This window comes from Malikia granosa, from assembly GCF_002980595.1.
Classification (GTDB): domain Bacteria; phylum Pseudomonadota; class Gammaproteobacteria; order Burkholderiales; family Burkholderiaceae_C; genus Malikia; species Malikia granosa.
Window position 1 is genome coordinate 209,888 of record NZ_PVLQ01000012.1, and the last position, 13,184, is coordinate 223,071.

General features: G+C 69.5%; 15 protein-coding genes. 4 read left to right on the plus strand and 11 right to left on the minus strand.

Annotation, left to right across the window (positions count from 1 at the left end):
- Positions 1 to 11: 11 nt before the first annotated feature.
- A complete protein-coding gene (locus tag C6P64_RS04345; RefSeq protein ID WP_105747354.1) occupies positions 12 to 446 on the minus strand; it encodes a DUF1841 family protein in 435 nt (144 codons plus the stop codon).
- 60 nt (positions 447 to 506) lie between these two features.
- Between C6P64_RS04345 and C6P64_RS04350 the strand changes: the two genes are divergently transcribed.
- Positions 507 to 1,256: a sulfite exporter TauE/SafE family protein gene (locus tag C6P64_RS04350; RefSeq protein ID WP_105747355.1), complete on the plus strand. Its 750-nt coding sequence runs from the start codon at positions 507 to 509 to the stop codon at positions 1,254 to 1,256.
- A gap of 30 nt (positions 1,257 to 1,286) precedes the next feature.
- Here C6P64_RS04350 and trmL read toward each other — a convergent pair whose 3' ends face one another.
- Positions 1,287 to 1,757: a tRNA (uridine(34)/cytosine(34)/5-carboxymethylaminomethyluridine(34)-2'-O)-methyltransferase TrmL gene (gene trmL, locus C6P64_RS04355; RefSeq protein ID WP_105747356.1), complete on the minus strand. Its 471-nt coding sequence runs from the start codon at positions 1,755 to 1,757 to the stop codon at positions 1,287 to 1,289.
- 4 nt (positions 1,758 to 1,761) lie between these two features.
- On the minus strand, positions 1,762 to 2,481 hold the full coding sequence (locus tag C6P64_RS04360; RefSeq protein WP_105747357.1) for a ComF family protein: 720 nt from the start codon (positions 2,479 to 2,481) through the stop codon (positions 1,762 to 1,764).
- A gap of 70 nt (positions 2,482 to 2,551) precedes the next feature.
- Between C6P64_RS04360 and C6P64_RS04365 the strand changes: the two genes are divergently transcribed.
- Together C6P64_RS04365 and C6P64_RS04370 are read left to right on the plus strand one after the other, a co-directional pair.
- Positions 2,552 to 3,472 (plus strand): methyltransferase domain-containing protein, encoded by a 921-nt coding sequence (locus tag C6P64_RS04365; RefSeq protein WP_105747358.1) that lies wholly within the window; start codon positions 2,552 to 2,554, stop codon positions 3,470 to 3,472.
- A gap of 44 nt (positions 3,473 to 3,516) precedes the next feature.
- Positions 3,517 to 4,140 (plus strand): SCO family protein, encoded by a 624-nt coding sequence (locus C6P64_RS04370; protein ID WP_105747432.1) that lies wholly within the window; start codon positions 3,517 to 3,519, stop codon positions 4,138 to 4,140.
- Between the two features lie 30 nt (positions 4,141 to 4,170).
- On the opposite strand, the gene C6P64_RS04375 is transcribed toward C6P64_RS04370, so the two are convergent.
- Complete coding sequence (locus tag C6P64_RS04375) at positions 4,171 to 5,205, minus strand: CDP-6-deoxy-delta-3,4-glucoseen reductase (protein ID WP_105747359.1); 1,035 nt, start codon at positions 5,203 to 5,205, stop codon at positions 4,171 to 4,173.
- A gap of 70 nt (positions 5,206 to 5,275) precedes the next feature.
- On the opposite strand from C6P64_RS04375, the gene C6P64_RS04380 reads away from it, so the two are divergent.
- A complete protein-coding gene (locus C6P64_RS04380; RefSeq protein ID WP_105747360.1) occupies positions 5,276 to 6,277 on the plus strand; it encodes an NAD-dependent epimerase/dehydratase family protein in 1,002 nt (333 codons plus the stop codon).
- 44 nt (positions 6,278 to 6,321) lie between these two features.
- On the opposite strand, the gene C6P64_RS04385 is transcribed toward C6P64_RS04380, so the two are convergent.
- The 7 genes from C6P64_RS04385 to C6P64_RS04415 all read right to left on the minus strand — a co-directional run bounded on the left by C6P64_RS04385 (position 6,322) and on the right by C6P64_RS04415 (position 13,184).
- Positions 6,322 to 7,257, minus strand: a complete 936-nt coding sequence (locus C6P64_RS04385) for an SMP-30/gluconolactonase/LRE family protein (protein ID WP_105747361.1) — start codon at positions 7,255 to 7,257, stop codon at positions 6,322 to 6,324.
- An 8-nt stretch (positions 7,258 to 7,265) separates the two neighbouring features.
- On the minus strand, positions 7,266 to 8,252 hold the full coding sequence (locus tag C6P64_RS04390; protein WP_105747362.1) for a Bug family tripartite tricarboxylate transporter substrate binding protein: 987 nt from the start codon (positions 8,250 to 8,252) through the stop codon (positions 7,266 to 7,268).
- Between the two features lie 75 nt (positions 8,253 to 8,327).
- On the minus strand, positions 8,328 to 9,326 hold the full coding sequence (locus tag C6P64_RS04395; protein WP_105747433.1) for a tripartite tricarboxylate transporter substrate binding protein: 999 nt from the start codon (positions 9,324 to 9,326) through the stop codon (positions 8,328 to 8,330).
- A 121-nt stretch (positions 9,327 to 9,447) separates the two neighbouring features.
- Positions 9,448 to 10,515, minus strand: a complete 1,068-nt coding sequence (locus C6P64_RS04400) for a cyclase family protein (protein WP_105747363.1) — start codon at positions 10,513 to 10,515, stop codon at positions 9,448 to 9,450.
- A gap of 16 nt (positions 10,516 to 10,531) precedes the next feature.
- Positions 10,532 to 11,461: an NAD(P)-dependent oxidoreductase gene (locus tag C6P64_RS04405; protein ID WP_105747364.1), complete on the minus strand. Its 930-nt coding sequence runs from the start codon at positions 11,459 to 11,461 to the stop codon at positions 10,532 to 10,534.
- The gene (locus C6P64_RS04410; protein ID WP_105747365.1) at positions 11,458 to 12,138 is read right to left on the minus strand and encodes an RraA family protein; all 681 of its coding nucleotides are present in this window, start codon (positions 12,136 to 12,138) and stop codon (positions 11,458 to 11,460) included. The genes C6P64_RS04405 and C6P64_RS04410 overlap by 4 nt, the downstream gene beginning before the upstream one ends.
- A 41-nt stretch (positions 12,139 to 12,179) precedes the next feature.
- Complete coding sequence (locus C6P64_RS04415; protein WP_105747366.1) at positions 12,180 to 13,184, minus strand: Bug family tripartite tricarboxylate transporter substrate binding protein; 1,005 nt, start codon at positions 13,182 to 13,184, stop codon at positions 12,180 to 12,182.

Genomic DNA, 13,184 nt, shown 5'->3' on the forward strand with positions numbered 1-13,184 from the left:
GGGAGCGGGCTTCAGCGGCTGGTTGCCTTGCGCCTGATCTCGGCGATATAGGCCTGGCCGTCCGGCGGACGACCGGCGCGCTGGCTCTCCCAGATCATGCGGCCGAGCGACTCCATGACTTCGTGGTGCGCCTCGTGCAGCGAGTCGCGCCGGGCGGCCAGCAGCTCGACCGCCTGCCGGATGCCGGGTGGCTGGTCGATCGAGCATTGCTCGCTGATGCTCAGGTGCATCGACAGGTGCAGGAAGGGGTTTTCGCGGGTGTCGCTGGGCTGCTGCATCTGGCGCAGTGCTTCGTCGACATCGGCCAGGTCGGCGTGGTACTCGGGGTGGCGCTGGATCCATTCGCTGGCCAGCAACTCGATCGCTTCCATCGGCTGGCCTTGCTGGTGCTTGGCATGGACGGCGCAGAAGAAGCGCCGCACGTCGGCTTGAGAGGGTGTGAACATGGGGCGATTTTGAACCAAGCCCGGATCTGGCGCTGTGTACAGTGCGGGCTGGAGAAACACATGACCCCTATCACAGATCCCTGGTTCTACCTGGTCGCCGTGCCGGCGGTGCTGCTGCTCGGCATCAGCAAGAGTGGCTTTGGCGCCGGTTTCGGTTCGCTCGCGGTACCGATGATGGCGCTCGCGATCAGCGTGCCGCAGGCCGCCGCCATCTGCATGCCCCTGCTGCTGGTGATGGACCTGCTCGGCATGGCGGCCTTCCGCAAGGATGTCGACTGGCGCCTGCTGCGCTTCCTGCTGCCGCCGGCGCTGCTCGGGATCGTGATCGGTGCCTTGTCGTTTCGCGCGCTCGACGCCCGGCTGGTGGCCGGCGTGGTCGGCGTACTCACGCTGCTGTTCCTGGCCCAGCGCCTGCTGTTTCCGCCGCGCGCCGGCGACCGGCCGGCGCCGCGCTGGCTCGGTTGGTTGCTGAGCGCGACCTCGGGCTTCACGAGCTTCGTCGCCCATGCGGGCGGCCCGCCGCTCAATGCCTACGTGATTCCGCTCAGGCTCAAGCCGGTGGTGTTCACCGGCACCATGGCCTTCCTGTTCTTCGTCGTCAACCTGAGCAAATGGCTGCCCTATGCCTGGCTGGGCCTGCTGGACTGGCGCAACCTGGCGACCTCCCTGCTGCTGTTGCCGCTGGCGCCGCTCGGGGTCTGGATCGGCGTGCGCATGGCGCGCCGCATCTCGCCCGAGCTGTTCTACCGCGTGGTCTATATCGGCATGTTCCTGACCGGGATCAAGCTGGTCTGGGACGGCTGGTTCTGAGTCGCCGCCGGCCATGGCGCCTGGCGGCGTTCAGGCGCCGCCGGCGAAGCCGTTCTGGCGCCAGGCCTCGAAGGCGATCACCGCGACGGCGTTCGACAGGTTGAGGCTGCGCTGGCCGGGCCGCATCGGCAGGCGCAGGCGTTGCTCCGGGGCAAAGCTGTCGCGCAGCTCGGCCGGCAGGCCGGCGGTCTCGGAGCCGAACACCAGCCAGTCGCCGGGCTGGAAGGCGATCTCGTGCGCCGGGCGCGAGCCCCGGGTCGTGAGCGCGAACATGCGGCTGGGGTCGGGTTGCATGGCCTGCAGGAAGCTGTCCCAGTCGGCATGGCGCCGCAGTTCGGCGTATTCGTGGTAGTCGAGTCCGGCGCGTCGCAGCAGCTTGTCGTCCATCGAGAAGCCCAGCGGCTCGATCAGGTGCAGCTGGCAGCCGGTGTTGGCGCAAAGCCGGATCACGTTGCCGGTGTTGGGCGGGATTTCGGGGTGGACGAGGACGATGTGGAACATGGATTCAGTCTAGGGTGGGAGCCGGGGTGCGCGCGAACACGAGCGCGCTGACCTGGGCGGCGCCGGCGGCCAGCAGCAGGGTGGCGGCGGACTGCAGCGTGGCGCCGGTGGTCATGACATCGTCGACCAGCAGGATGCGGCGACCGCGCAGCCGTGCCAGCGCCGCCGGATCGACGGCATAGGCCTGCAGCGCATTGTCGAAGCGCTGCTCGCGCGTCAGTTCATGCTGGGTCGCGGCCTGGGGCTTGCGCTGCAGCAGTCCGGGCAGGGCCGCTGGCGCATCGGGCAGCTGGCGGCGCAGCGCCTTGCTCAGTTCCCAGGCCTGGTTGTAGCCGCGCGTGCGCAGCTTGTCCGGGCTCAGCGGAATCGGCAGCATCAGGTCGGTGGCCTGCAGCAGGGCCGGCAGGCCGGGGGTATCGGCCAGCAGGCTCGCCAGCGGCGCGGCCCAGGCCGGGTCGCGCTTGAGCCTGGCGACCAGGGCCGACCAGGGGTGGGCGTAGTCGACCCGGGCCAGGCATTGCTGCAAGGGGCCGGGCCCGGCTTGGCTGCAGCTTGTGCAGCGCTCCAGGCCAGGTGCGAGCGCGAGCGCGCAGCCCGGACAGCGGGGCAGGGGCCGGCCCTGGCGCTCGAGGCAGTCCTGGCACACCGGGCGGGCTGGCCAGCCGGCGCAGACGGCACAACTGGCCGGCCAGGCTGACAGCCAGCGGCGCAGCAGATCTTTCATGCGGCGAATATACTGCGGCGCCGGCGGACCTGTGGTCCGCTTCCTTCTTTTCTTGATTCGATCGCCCACCATGCAAGCAGTCCCCCCTGGCCAGGAAAAGCCCGTGCCCGGCCTCGACCCCGTCGCGGCGCGCCGCTGGCGCGAGCGCCGCCGCAGCGAGAGTCCCTGGTTGCACGAGGAGATCGGCGCGCGCATGGCCGAGCGGCTGGGCTGGATCAAGCAGGCGCCCGCGCAGTGGCTGGACTGGGCGCCGCTCAATGGCGGACTGCAGGCGCACCGGCTGGTGGCCGAGCGCTATCCCGAGGCCCGGGTCGAGCTGCTGGGCCCGGGCGCCGCAGCGGCGGCCGATAGCCTGCGCCGTCTGTCGCCGCGCGGCTGGAATCCGCTCAAGTGGCTGGCGTCCGGGCCCGCCCTGCATGACGAGTCGGCGGCCACGGCCGGAGCGGCCGGCCTGCTCTGGGCCAACATGGCCCTGCACCAGGAGCCGCTGCCGCGCGCCTTGCTGAGCCGCTGGCTGGACCGGCTGGCGGTCAACGGTTTCCTGATGTTCTCCTGCTTGGGGCCGGACAGCCTGCGCGAGCTGCGCGCCGTCTATGCCGCGCAGGGCTGGCCCGCGCCCTGCCACGACTTCACCGACATGCACGACTGGGGCGACATGCTGATCGAGGTCGGCTTTGCCGAGCCGGTGATGGACATGGAGCGCATCACCCTGGCCTACCCCGATGCCAGGCGCCTGCTGCGCGATCTGCGCGACTGGGGCCGCAATCTGAACCAGGCGCGTTTTGCCGGCCTGCGCGGCCGCGGCTGGGCGCAGGCACAGGAGCGCGCGCTCGAGGCCGGCCTGCCGCGCAACGAGCAGGGCCAGCTGCTGCTGAGCTTCGAGGTCAACTATGGCCATGCGGTCAAGCCCACACCCCGGGTCAGGCTCGAGTCGACCAGCCAGGTGTCGGTCGACCAGATGCGCGCGATGCTGCGCCAGCCACGGGCCTGACATCGATCAAGCGACCAGGCTTGCAAGGGATGGACAATCCAGCCATGACCATTGAATCCATTTCAAGCCGGGCGACTCCGCGCCGCCGGCTGCTGCTCGCCGCCGCCCTGGCCAGCGCCTGCTGGCTGGCGGGCTGCGGCGACAAGCCCGCCTTCAAGGGGGTGGACATCACGGGCGCCGACTACGGCCAGCAGCTGAGCCTGCCCGACCAGGAAGGCCGGCAGCGCCAGCTGAGCGACTTCAAGGGCCGGGTGGTGGTGCTGTTCTTCGGCTACACCCAGTGCCCCGATGTCTGCCCGACCTCGCTGTCCGAGCTGGCACAGGCCAGGCGGCTGCTCGGCAGCGATGGCGAGCGCCTGCAGGGCCTGTTCGTCAGCGTCGATCCGCAGCGCGACACGCCCGAGATCATGCGCGCCTACATGGCGAGCTTCGATGCCGGCTTCCTGGCGCTGTTGCCGACGCCGGCCGAGTTGCCCGCGCTGGCCAAGTCGTTCAAGGTCTACTACAAGCAGGTCCAGGGGGCGACGCCGACCAGCTACACCATGGACCATTCGGCCGGCAGCTATGTCTACGACACCCAGGGCCGATTGCGCGTCTACCACCGCTACGGCAGCGGCGCCGAGGCGCTGGCGGCCGATGTCAGGCTGCTGCTGGCCGAGGCGCGCTGAAGGCTGACGGGCCAGGCGGGCCAAAAGGCTTCAGGCGCCCAGCTTGTCGCGCTCGGAGGTGAAGGCGTCGGCGTAGAACTCGTCGGCCGGCAGTCCGGCGGCGAGGTAGTCGCGTTGCGCCGACTCGACCACGATCGGCGCGCCGCAGGCATAGACCTGATGGCCCGACAGGTCGGGAAAGTCCTGCAGCACGGCCTGGTGCACGAAGCCGGTGCGTCCGCTCCAGCCATCCTCGGGCTGGGCGTCCGACACCACCGGCACATATTTCAGATTGGGCAGGGCGGCGCATTGCTGCTCGATCCAGTCGGACTGGTAGAGGTCGGCCGGGCGGCGGCCACCCCAGTACAGCGTGGCGGGCCGGCGGCTGCCTTGCTCGCGCATCTGCTCGATGATGGCCTTGATCGGAGCGAAGCCGGTGCCCGAGGCCAGCAGCACGATGGGCTTGTCCGAGTCCTCGCGCAGGAAGAAGCTGCCGAACGGGCCCTCGATGCGCAGGATCTCCTTTTCCTTCATGCCACCGAACACATGGTCGGTGAACTTGCCGCCCGGCAGGTGGCGGATATGCAGTTCCAGCCCGGGCTTGACGGCCTGCTGGTGTGGCGCGGTCGCCATCGAGTAGGCGCGGCGCGCGCCATCCTTGAGCAGGAACTCGATGTACTGGCCGGCGTGATAGCGGAAGCTGTCGTTGGCGGGCAGCTGCAGCTTGACGATCATGACGTCATGCGAGGCGCGCTCGAGGCTGCTGACGCGCACCGGCAGCTTCTTGATCGGCAGCGCATCGGCGGCGGTGACCTGGCGCGACTCGAGCACGAGGTCGCTGGTCGCCGTGGCGCAGCAGGTCAGCACGAAGCCGGCGGCTTCCTCGTCGGCGCTCAGGGCCTTGGCCTGGTGCGCACCATGGATCACGCTGCCGGAGAGCTTCTTGCACTTGCAGGAGCCGCAGGCACCGTCCTTGCAGCCATAGGGCAGGCCTATGCCCTGGCGGATGCCGGCGGCCAGCAGGGTTTCATCGGGGGAGGCGGAGAAGACGCGGCCGCTGGGCTCGACGCTGATCTGGAATGTCATACAGTCTCGAAAGGGGTTGTGGGCGCGGTGGCGCTGGCAGCCGGTGATTTTCTCAAATTTGGATCTGGACATGGCTTTTCTCGGTGCCTTGCCCGCGCGCTTCCGGCGCGAGCGGGTGTTGATCGTGGGTTGCGGCGACGTCGGGCTGCGCAGCGCGCGCGCGCTCGGCGCGCGGGCCCAGGCCGTGGTCGCGCCTGGGGCGAGCGATGCCAAAGCAGCGGCCAGCCAGGGTGCGCCTGGCCGCGTCCGCTTGCTGGCGCTGACCTCGACGCCGGCGCGCCAGGCTGAACTGCGCCAGGCCGGCATCACGCCGCTGGCGGGCAATCTCGACGATCCGGCCAGCCTGCGTCGCCTGGCGGGACTGGCCACGCGGGTGCTGCATCTGGCGCCGCCGCCGGGCACCGGACTGGATGACCCGCGCAGCCTGGCGCTGGCGCGCGCGCTGGCGCGGCGTTCGCTGCCGCGGGCGCTGGCGCGGCGTTCGCTGCCGCGGGCGCTGGTCTATGGTTCGACCAGCGGCGTCTACGGCGACTGCCAGGGCGAATGGGTCAGTGAGACCCGGCCGGTGAACCCGGCGACGCCGCGCGCGCGCCGCCGCGTCGCGGCCGAGGCGGTGCTGCGCTGGTGGGGTCGGGCGTCTGGCGTACCGGTGTCGGTGCTGCGCATTCCCGGCATCTATGCCTGCGACCGCGAGGGTGGCACCCCGCGCGAGCGCCTGCTGCGCGGCACGCCGGTGCTGCGGCGCGAGGACGATGTCCACACCAACCACATCCATGCCGACGATCTGGCGCGCGCCTGCGTGCGCGCGCTCTGGCGCCAGCCGGCCCAGCGCGTCTTCAACGTCAGCGACGACAGCGAACTGCTGATGGGCGACTACTACGAGCAGGCGGCCGCCCTGTACGGCCTGCCCGTGCCCGGGCGGGTGGCGCGCGCCGAGGCGCAGCAGCACCTGTCGCCGATGACGCTGAGCTTCATGGGGGAGTCGCGCCGGCTGCGCAACGGGCGGATCAAGCGCGAGCTGGGCCTGAGGCTGCGCTACCCGGACGTCATGCAGGGCTTGCGGGCCGGCTGACGAGCGGCAGGTACCAGACGCCTGCTTGCCTTTGGCGGACCCTGTCAGGCGCTTGGCGGGGCTGGCCGCTGATGAATGGGGCTGCCCGCCACGTCCATCCTGGCCATCAGGATCTCGCCATGGGTGGAGTCGGTGCAGAACAAGGTCTTGCGGTCCGGGCCGCCGAAGGCCAGATTGGTGATGGAGGCGCCCGTGGGTCCGGTCAGGATCTGCTCGGGTTGCGCGCGCGGGTCCAGCACCCAGACATAAGCCAGGCCGGGGTTGGCCACCAGCAGGCGTCCGCTGGCGTCCATCGCCAGTCCATCCGGACCGCTGGGGCCGTAGGAGGTGAAGAACTGCCCGGCCTTGGAGACGCTTCCGTCGGCCAGCAGCGGCATGCGCCAGACGCAGTTGCCGCGTGTGGCGGCCACGAACAGGAAGCGTTCGTCGTTGGACAGGACGATCCCGTTCGGGCTCGGAACATTGTTCAGCAACAGGTCCAGGCGTCCGTCCAGGCCCAGGCGATAGACCCGGCCCGTGGGGTCGTGCAGGCCGGTCTGGCCCTGGTCCGTGAAGTACAGGTTGCCTCGTGAGTCGAACACCAGATCGTTGACGCCCTTGAAGCGTTCGCTGTTGCGCCGCTCCAGGAAGGGCCGGACCTGTCCGCTGCCCGTGTCCACCAGCATGAGGCCATTGCGGTAATCCGTGACCAGCAGCCGGGTCGCGTCGAGGAATTTCATGCCATTGGGCTCACCCTCCCACTGCGCGACCAGATCCCAGTCGCCCTCGGGGCTGATGCGGAAGATCCGGCCGAACGGGATGTCGGTGACGAACAGGTTGCCAAGGGCGTCAAAGACCGGCCCCTCCAGGAAGGAGTCGGCCAGACGCCCTCCCTGGTTGACATCGGCCCAGTGGCTTCTGACTCCGGTCTGGCGGTACTTGCCGGGCATGGAGGTGAATGGCTCCAGGCAGCGAACGGTGGGCGGGTGCAGGAGGAACATGGTGCGGCTTATTGGCGTTCGAAGGCCGTGTTGGCTGCAATCTTGCCCCAGGTCTCGGTGCTGTCCTTGAGCAGGCGGGAGAAGGCCTCCGTTCCAACCTGGCGTGGCTCGGCCCCCATGCCCTCGGCGAAGGTTCTCAGGTCCGGGGTGGCCATGGCGACCGCAATCTCCTTTTGCAGCCGTTCCAGCACCGCTGGCGGTGTGCCCTTGGGAGCCCAGAGGCCGGTCCAGTTGAGGACGCCACCCCAGGCGACGCCGGCTTCGGTGAAGGTGGGGACATCGGGCAGCACGGCCAGGCGCTTGTCGCCGCTGACCGCCAGCAGGCGCAACTTGCCGCCGCGCACATTCGACATCACGCCGGTGGTGGACGCGATCTGCATGTCGATGGTGCCCGACAGCAAGGCCTGCGTGGCTTCGGCTGCGCCCTTGAACGGGACATGCATCAGGTTGGTGCCGGAGGCAATGCCCAGGGCCTCGCTGGCGAAATGCGGCGTGGTGCCGGTGCCGCCGGTGCCATAGGTCACCTTGTTGGGCTGAGCCTTGGCGTCGGACAGCAGCTCGCGCAGGTTCCGGTATTTCGACTGCACATTGACGGCCAGCGCCATCGGGGTGAACACATAGGCGCTCACGGGCTGCAGGTCGGTGTCGTGGTTGAAGGGCAGCTTCTTGAAGATATGCGGCAGCAGCGAGAACGTGGTGTCGTTGGCCATCAGCGTGTAGCCGTCCGGGGCGGCCTTGGCCACCACCTGGGCGCCGATCGTCCCCGTGCCGCCGGGCCGGTTTTCAATGAAGAAGCTCTGGCCGGTCTGTTCGGTGAGCTTTTGCGCCATCTTCCGGGTCACCATGTCCACCGCGCCGCCAGGGGCATAGGGCACGATGATCTTGACCGGCTTGCTGGGCCAGCTGTCGGCGAGCGCCGTGGTGGCATGTCCGGTGAGCCAGGCAGCGGCCGAAACGGCGAGCAGCAGGCGGCGGGTAATGGCGTGGTGTGTCATGTTGTCTCCAATAATTTTCAATGAGTCGGGGTGGCAAAGGTGTTTCGGTGCCGGGGTGCTTGGCTGGGGCGCCCGTCACTCCAGCTGGATGCCGGCCGTCTTGATGACGCGGCTCCAGCGCTGGTTTTCCTGGGTCAGGAAACGGCTGAACTCGGCCGCGTTCGTACCCATGCCCTGCACCCCCATTTCGGTCCAGCGGCGCGACAGCACGGGGCCCGTGGCGAGCGCGCGTATTTCGGACTCAAGCCGGGCCAGGATTGGCGTCGGGGTGGCGGCGGGGGCCAGCAGGCCGTTCCATTCCGCCACCTCGACGTCGGCGTAGCCTTGTTCGGCGAGCGTCGGCACTTGCGCATAAGCTTCTGCACGCTGGGTCGCGGCGATGGCCAGGGCCCGCAGTTTGCCGGCACGCACGAGCGGACCGCTGGCGGAGATGGCGCTGAACATGAGGTCGACCTGAGCTGCGATCAGGTCGGTCAGCGCGGGTGCTCCGCCGCGATAGGGAATATGGGTGATCGAGACCTTGGCCGTCTGCTTGAACAGTTCCCCCGCCAGGTGCTGGGCACCACCATTGCCCGCCGAGGCGTAGGAAAGCTTGCCGGGGTTTGCTTTGGCGAAGCGGACCAGGTCGGCCACGCTGCGGAAGGGGGAGTTGACCGGCACCACCAGCAGCAGGGGCGCTCGGGTGAGCAGGGAAAGCGGCGCGAAGTCGGCCGGGCCACGGTACGTCAGCTTGGGCATCAGAATCGGGTTGACGGCGAAGGCCGTGGCGTCGAGCAGCAGGGTGTAGCCATCGGCGGATGCCTTGGCCACTGCCGCTGCGCCGATGGAGCCGCTGGCGCCAGGCCGGTTGTCCACCAGCACGGGCTGGCCCAGTTTCTCGGCCAGCTGGCTGGCCAGGGCGCGTGCGGTCGCATCCGCGTTGCCGCCCGCGGCATAGGGCACGATCAGGCGCAGCGGGCGTGATGGCCAGGCATCCGGCGATTCCGTGGCCCAGACCCGCTGGACTGTCAGCAGGCAGCCCAGGCTAGCCAGGCGCACGACGGTGCGGCGGGGAATAGAGGCTTGGAAGTTCATGTGTGTCTCCTCGGTGTATTCGAAGTTCATTCGGCCTTGAGGTTCAACGCGCGGGCCAGCCTGGCGTAGTCTTTGGTTTCGCTTGGAATTCATCGATGTATCCAGTTCTCGCCCTCGGTCCTCAGACCGTGGCGATGGGCGTGACCGGCGAGCCGGCGGCGCCAGGCAGGCGCAGCGGCGGGGCCGTCAACAGGAAGCGCGAGCGGCCGGCTTGGCGCAGCCACTGTGCCAGAGGCGTGAGCCACCAGAGCTCCCCCAGATGGATGCCGTTCTTGAACAGGCAGTGCTCGTGCAGCGGCAGGCGCGGGCGGCGCATCGGGCTGCCATGGGTCAGCGAGGCCGAGGGCACGAGTTCGACCGCCGGGTTGTCGGCCATCAGGCAGGCCAGGCGCACGTCGGTGATCCAGTTCAGGAGTTTTGCGTCGGTGCCGTCGAGGCCGCTGCCGGTCTCGTGCAGGCGCTTCACGTCGGGCTGGCGCTGCATCGTCAGCAGGGTGTCGGCGAAGCCGGTGTGCAGGCAGACCATGTCGCCGGCCTCGATCTCGACGCCGTCGGCTTCGAGTATCCGCATCAGCCGGTCGTAGCCCACCGCCTCGCGCTGGCGGCCGACGTGGTGCTCGAGGTCGACGAGGACGCCGCGGCCCTGCACGCCATGCGCGGCGAGGTTGGCCACGCCCAGCGCATTGGCGTCGGGATCGGGGTAGCGGGCCCAGTCCGCGCCGGCCCTAGGGTCGGTAGCGCCAGGGTGGATCTCCACGCCGGCGCGAAAGCCGTTGTAGAACACCGCCTCGGCCACGCCGTCGCCGTCGGCATCGAAGCGGCTGCCGATGTGGGCCAGGCTGTCCCACTGGGTCGAATACTGGGTGTTCATCAGCATGACCTCGTCGCAGACCACGTCCGTGAGGTTGGGGTCCTCCGAGGCATACGACCAGCAGAATCCCTGCACGCCGGCGCTGGCGCCATCGCGCAGGGTGCCGAACAGGCGCGGCGGCATGCGCCGGCCATTGAGGGCGAGACCGCCCGGCACGTCCAGCGGCAGCGACAGGCAGAAGGTACGGCCTTCGCGCACCTCCTGCATGCCTTGGCGCACCTTGGCGGCGGTGACCAGGTTCATCCGGCCGAGGCGGTCATCCGGGCCGAACTCGCCCCAGTGGCTGCCCTGCGGCGCGTGCTTCCAGCGTTGCGGCATGGCTTGGGCTCTCTCGTCAGGCGTGGACGGCTTGGGCCAGCACGTCGAGCACGTTGCGCGCGGCTCCCACGCCCATGTTCACATAGGCATCGCCCGTGACGCCGCCGATGTGCGGGCTCAGCAGGATGTTGGCCACGCCGTGGAACGGGTGCGGCACGGTCATGGGCTCGACCGCGAAGCTGTCCAGGGCGGCCATCGCCACCTGGCCACTGTTGACGGCTTGCAGCAGGTCGGCTTCGTTGATCAGGCCGCCGCGGGCGGTGTTGACCACGATCACGCCCTTCTTGCAGGCGGCCAGCGAGCTGGCGTTGAGCATGCCGCGGTTGTCGTCGGTCAGCGGGCAGTGCAGCGAGATCGCGTCGGACTCGCGCCAGATCGTCTCGAGGTCGACCACGCGGATGTAGTCGGGCAGGTTCTTGGCAAACGGGTCGAAGCCGATCACCTTCATGCCCATGGCGTCGCACATGCGGGCAAAGCGCTGGCCGATGGCGCCCAGGCCGACCAGGCCGATGGTGCGGCCATGCAGCTCCAGGCTCTTGTGCGTGGCCTTGTCCCAGAAGCCGGCGTGCATGCGTTCGTTGAGCCGGACCACTGACTTGGCGCAGGCCAGCAGACCCGCCAGGGCCTGTTCGGCCACGGCCGCCGCGTTGGCGCCGACGGCCGCGCGCACCGCGATGCCGCGCGCCTGGGCCGCCGCCTTGTCGATGGTGTCGGTGCCGCTGCCGTGCTTGGAGATCACGCGCAGCGAAGGCGCCGCATCCATCACCGCGGCACCGACGGCGCCGTAGCGCACGATGATGGCCACCGGGTCATGCCGCTGGCACAGGGCGACCATGTCGGCCGGGGTCGGGGCCTTGCCGGCGTAAATGACATTGAAGCCTTCGAGCAGGGCAAGGGCCTGGGGCGCCAGGTCGGCGCCGGTCACGATGACGACGGGCGCGTTCACAGGCTCTCTCCTTCCTTCAGCACGCCGGCGGCGCGCAGTGAGGCCTGCAGCCAGGAGGCGGCGGTGTTGCCCTGCTTGATCTGGGCGATGCGCTTGGCCTCGTCCTCCACCTTCTTGTGACAGCCGGGGATCAGTCCGGCCAGCCTGGCGCGCTCGACCACCACGATGCCGTCGGCATCGGCCAGCACGAGGTCGCCGGCGTTCACGGTCACGCCGCCGCAGCTGACCGGGTGGCCGATGCGCCCGCCGATGTTCTTGGTCGGGCCGTTGGGGTTGGTGCCGACCGAGAAGACCGGGTAGTCCATCTCGTCGATCTCCAGGCTGTCACGCACGGCACCGTCCATGATCACGCCCGCGATGCCGCGCTGCTGGCAGGCGGTCATCATGATGGTGCCCATCAGGGCCGAGGTCTGGTCGCCCTTGCCGTCGATCACCAGCACGTCGCCCGGCTGGGCCAGGGCGATGGCGGCGTGGATCATGAGGTTGTCGCCGGGGCGCACTTCCACGGTGAAGGCCGGGCCCGCCACCTTCATGCGCGGGCGCAGGGCGTGGATGCGGCCGTGCATGGCGCCGCGGCGGCCTGCCACGTCGGAAAAGATGGCGGCCTGGAACTGCGCGGCCTCGGCGACCAGTTCGGGGGAGACGCGCTCGAAGTCGCGCACGATGTCTTGGCTCATGGTGGGTTCCTCTGGGGTTGGAAAAAATGGGGGAGGGGGAATCAGTCGATCTGGAGGTTGCCGCTGCTGATCACGCGGGCCCAGGTGGCCGAGTCGGCCCGCTGGACAGCGGCCAGCTGCTGCGGCGTGCCGCCGACCAGCGTGATTCCCAGCTGGTCGGCCAGCTCGATCACGGCCGGCTCGCGCAGGGCCTTGTTGATCTCGGTGTTCAGGCGCTGCACCACCGGTGCCGGCGTGCCGGCCGGCAGGTAGACCGCCTGCCACTGCTCGACCACGAAGTCCTTCTGGCCGGCCTCGGCCATGGTCGGCACGTCGGGCAGGGACTTCAGGCGTGCGGCCGAGGTCACGGCCAGCGCGCGCAGCTTGCCGCTCTTGACATGGGGCAGCGCGGCGGCCAGCGGCGCGAACATGAATTGCACCTGGCCGCCCAGGGTGTCCTGCAGCGCCGGGGTGTCGCCCCGGTACGGAACGTGGATGAACTTCACGCCGGTGCGCTGCGCCAGCAGTTCCGCCTGCATCTGCAAGATGGTGCCGTTGCCGCCAGAGGCGTAGGCCATCTGGCCGGGCCTGGCCTTGGCGGCGGCGATCAGCTCGGCCACCGACCTGAATGGCTGCGAGGGCGCCACCACCACCAGCTGCGGGAAGGTGCCCACCAAGGCCACCGGCTCCAGGTCCTGCAGCGGGTCGTAGGGCAGCTTGCCCATGAGGTGTGGCGCGATGGCCTGGGCGCCGATGGTGGTGTGCAGCACGGTGAAGCCGTCCTTCGGGGCCTTGACCACGAGCGCGCCGCCGATCGTGCCGGTGGCTCCGGCCCGGTTGTCCACCACCACGGGAGTGCCCAGGGCTGCGCCCAGGCGTTGCGCAATGTGGCGTCCCAACACGTCGGTGCTGCCGGCGGCCGGATAAGGCACCACCCAGGTGATGGGGCGGGCCGTCGGCCAGCTGCCCTGGGCCAGGGCGGTGGGGCCAAGTGCTGCTGCCAGCGTGGCAGCCAGCAAGGCGCTGACGGCGCGGCGCCGCAGCAGGGTCAGGCGTGGATTGGTCAT

Coding starts and splice junctions, on each gene's coding strand:
- C6P64_RS04390 (WP_105747362.1), bottom strand. CDS start 8,252: ATGACACACCACGCCATTACCCGCCGCCTGCTGCTCGCCGTTTCGGCC.
- C6P64_RS04370 (WP_105747432.1), top strand. CDS start 3,517: ATGACCATTGAATCCATTTCAAGCCGGGCGACTCCGCGCCGCCGGCTG.
- C6P64_RS04365 (WP_105747358.1), top strand. CDS start 2,552: ATGCAAGCAGTCCCCCCTGGCCAGGAAAAGCCCGTGCCCGGCCTCGAC.
- C6P64_RS04385 (WP_105747361.1), bottom strand. CDS start 7,257: ATGTTCCTCCTGCACCCGCCCACCGTTCGCTGCCTGGAGCCATTCACC.
- C6P64_RS04360 (WP_105747357.1), bottom strand. CDS start 2,481: ATGAAAGATCTGCTGCGCCGCTGGCTGTCAGCCTGGCCGGCCAGTTGT.
- trmL (WP_105747356.1), bottom strand. CDS start 1,757: ATGTTCCACATCGTCCTCGTCCACCCCGAAATCCCGCCCAACACCGGC.
- C6P64_RS04375 (WP_105747359.1), bottom strand. CDS start 5,205: ATGACATTCCAGATCAGCGTCGAGCCCAGCGGCCGCGTCTTCTCCGCC.
- C6P64_RS04400 (WP_105747363.1), bottom strand. CDS start 10,515: ATGCCGCAACGCTGGAAGCACGCGCCGCAGGGCAGCCACTGGGGCGAG.
- C6P64_RS04380 (WP_105747360.1), top strand. CDS start 5,276: ATGGCTTTTCTCGGTGCCTTGCCCGCGCGCTTCCGGCGCGAGCGGGTG.
- C6P64_RS04345 (WP_105747354.1), bottom strand. CDS start 446: ATGTTCACACCCTCTCAAGCCGACGTGCGGCGCTTCTTCTGCGCCGTC.
- C6P64_RS04410 (WP_105747365.1), bottom strand. CDS start 12,138: ATGAGCCAAGACATCGTGCGCGACTTCGAGCGCGTCTCCCCCGAACTG.
- C6P64_RS04395 (WP_105747433.1), bottom strand. CDS start 9,326: ATGAACTTCCAAGCCTCTATTCCCCGCCGCACCGTCGTGCGCCTGGCT.
- C6P64_RS04415 (WP_105747366.1), bottom strand. CDS start 13,184: ATGACCAATCCACGCCTGACCCTGCTGCGGCGCCGCGCCGTCAGCGCC.
- C6P64_RS04350 (WP_105747355.1), top strand. CDS start 507: ATGACCCCTATCACAGATCCCTGGTTCTACCTGGTCGCCGTGCCGGCG.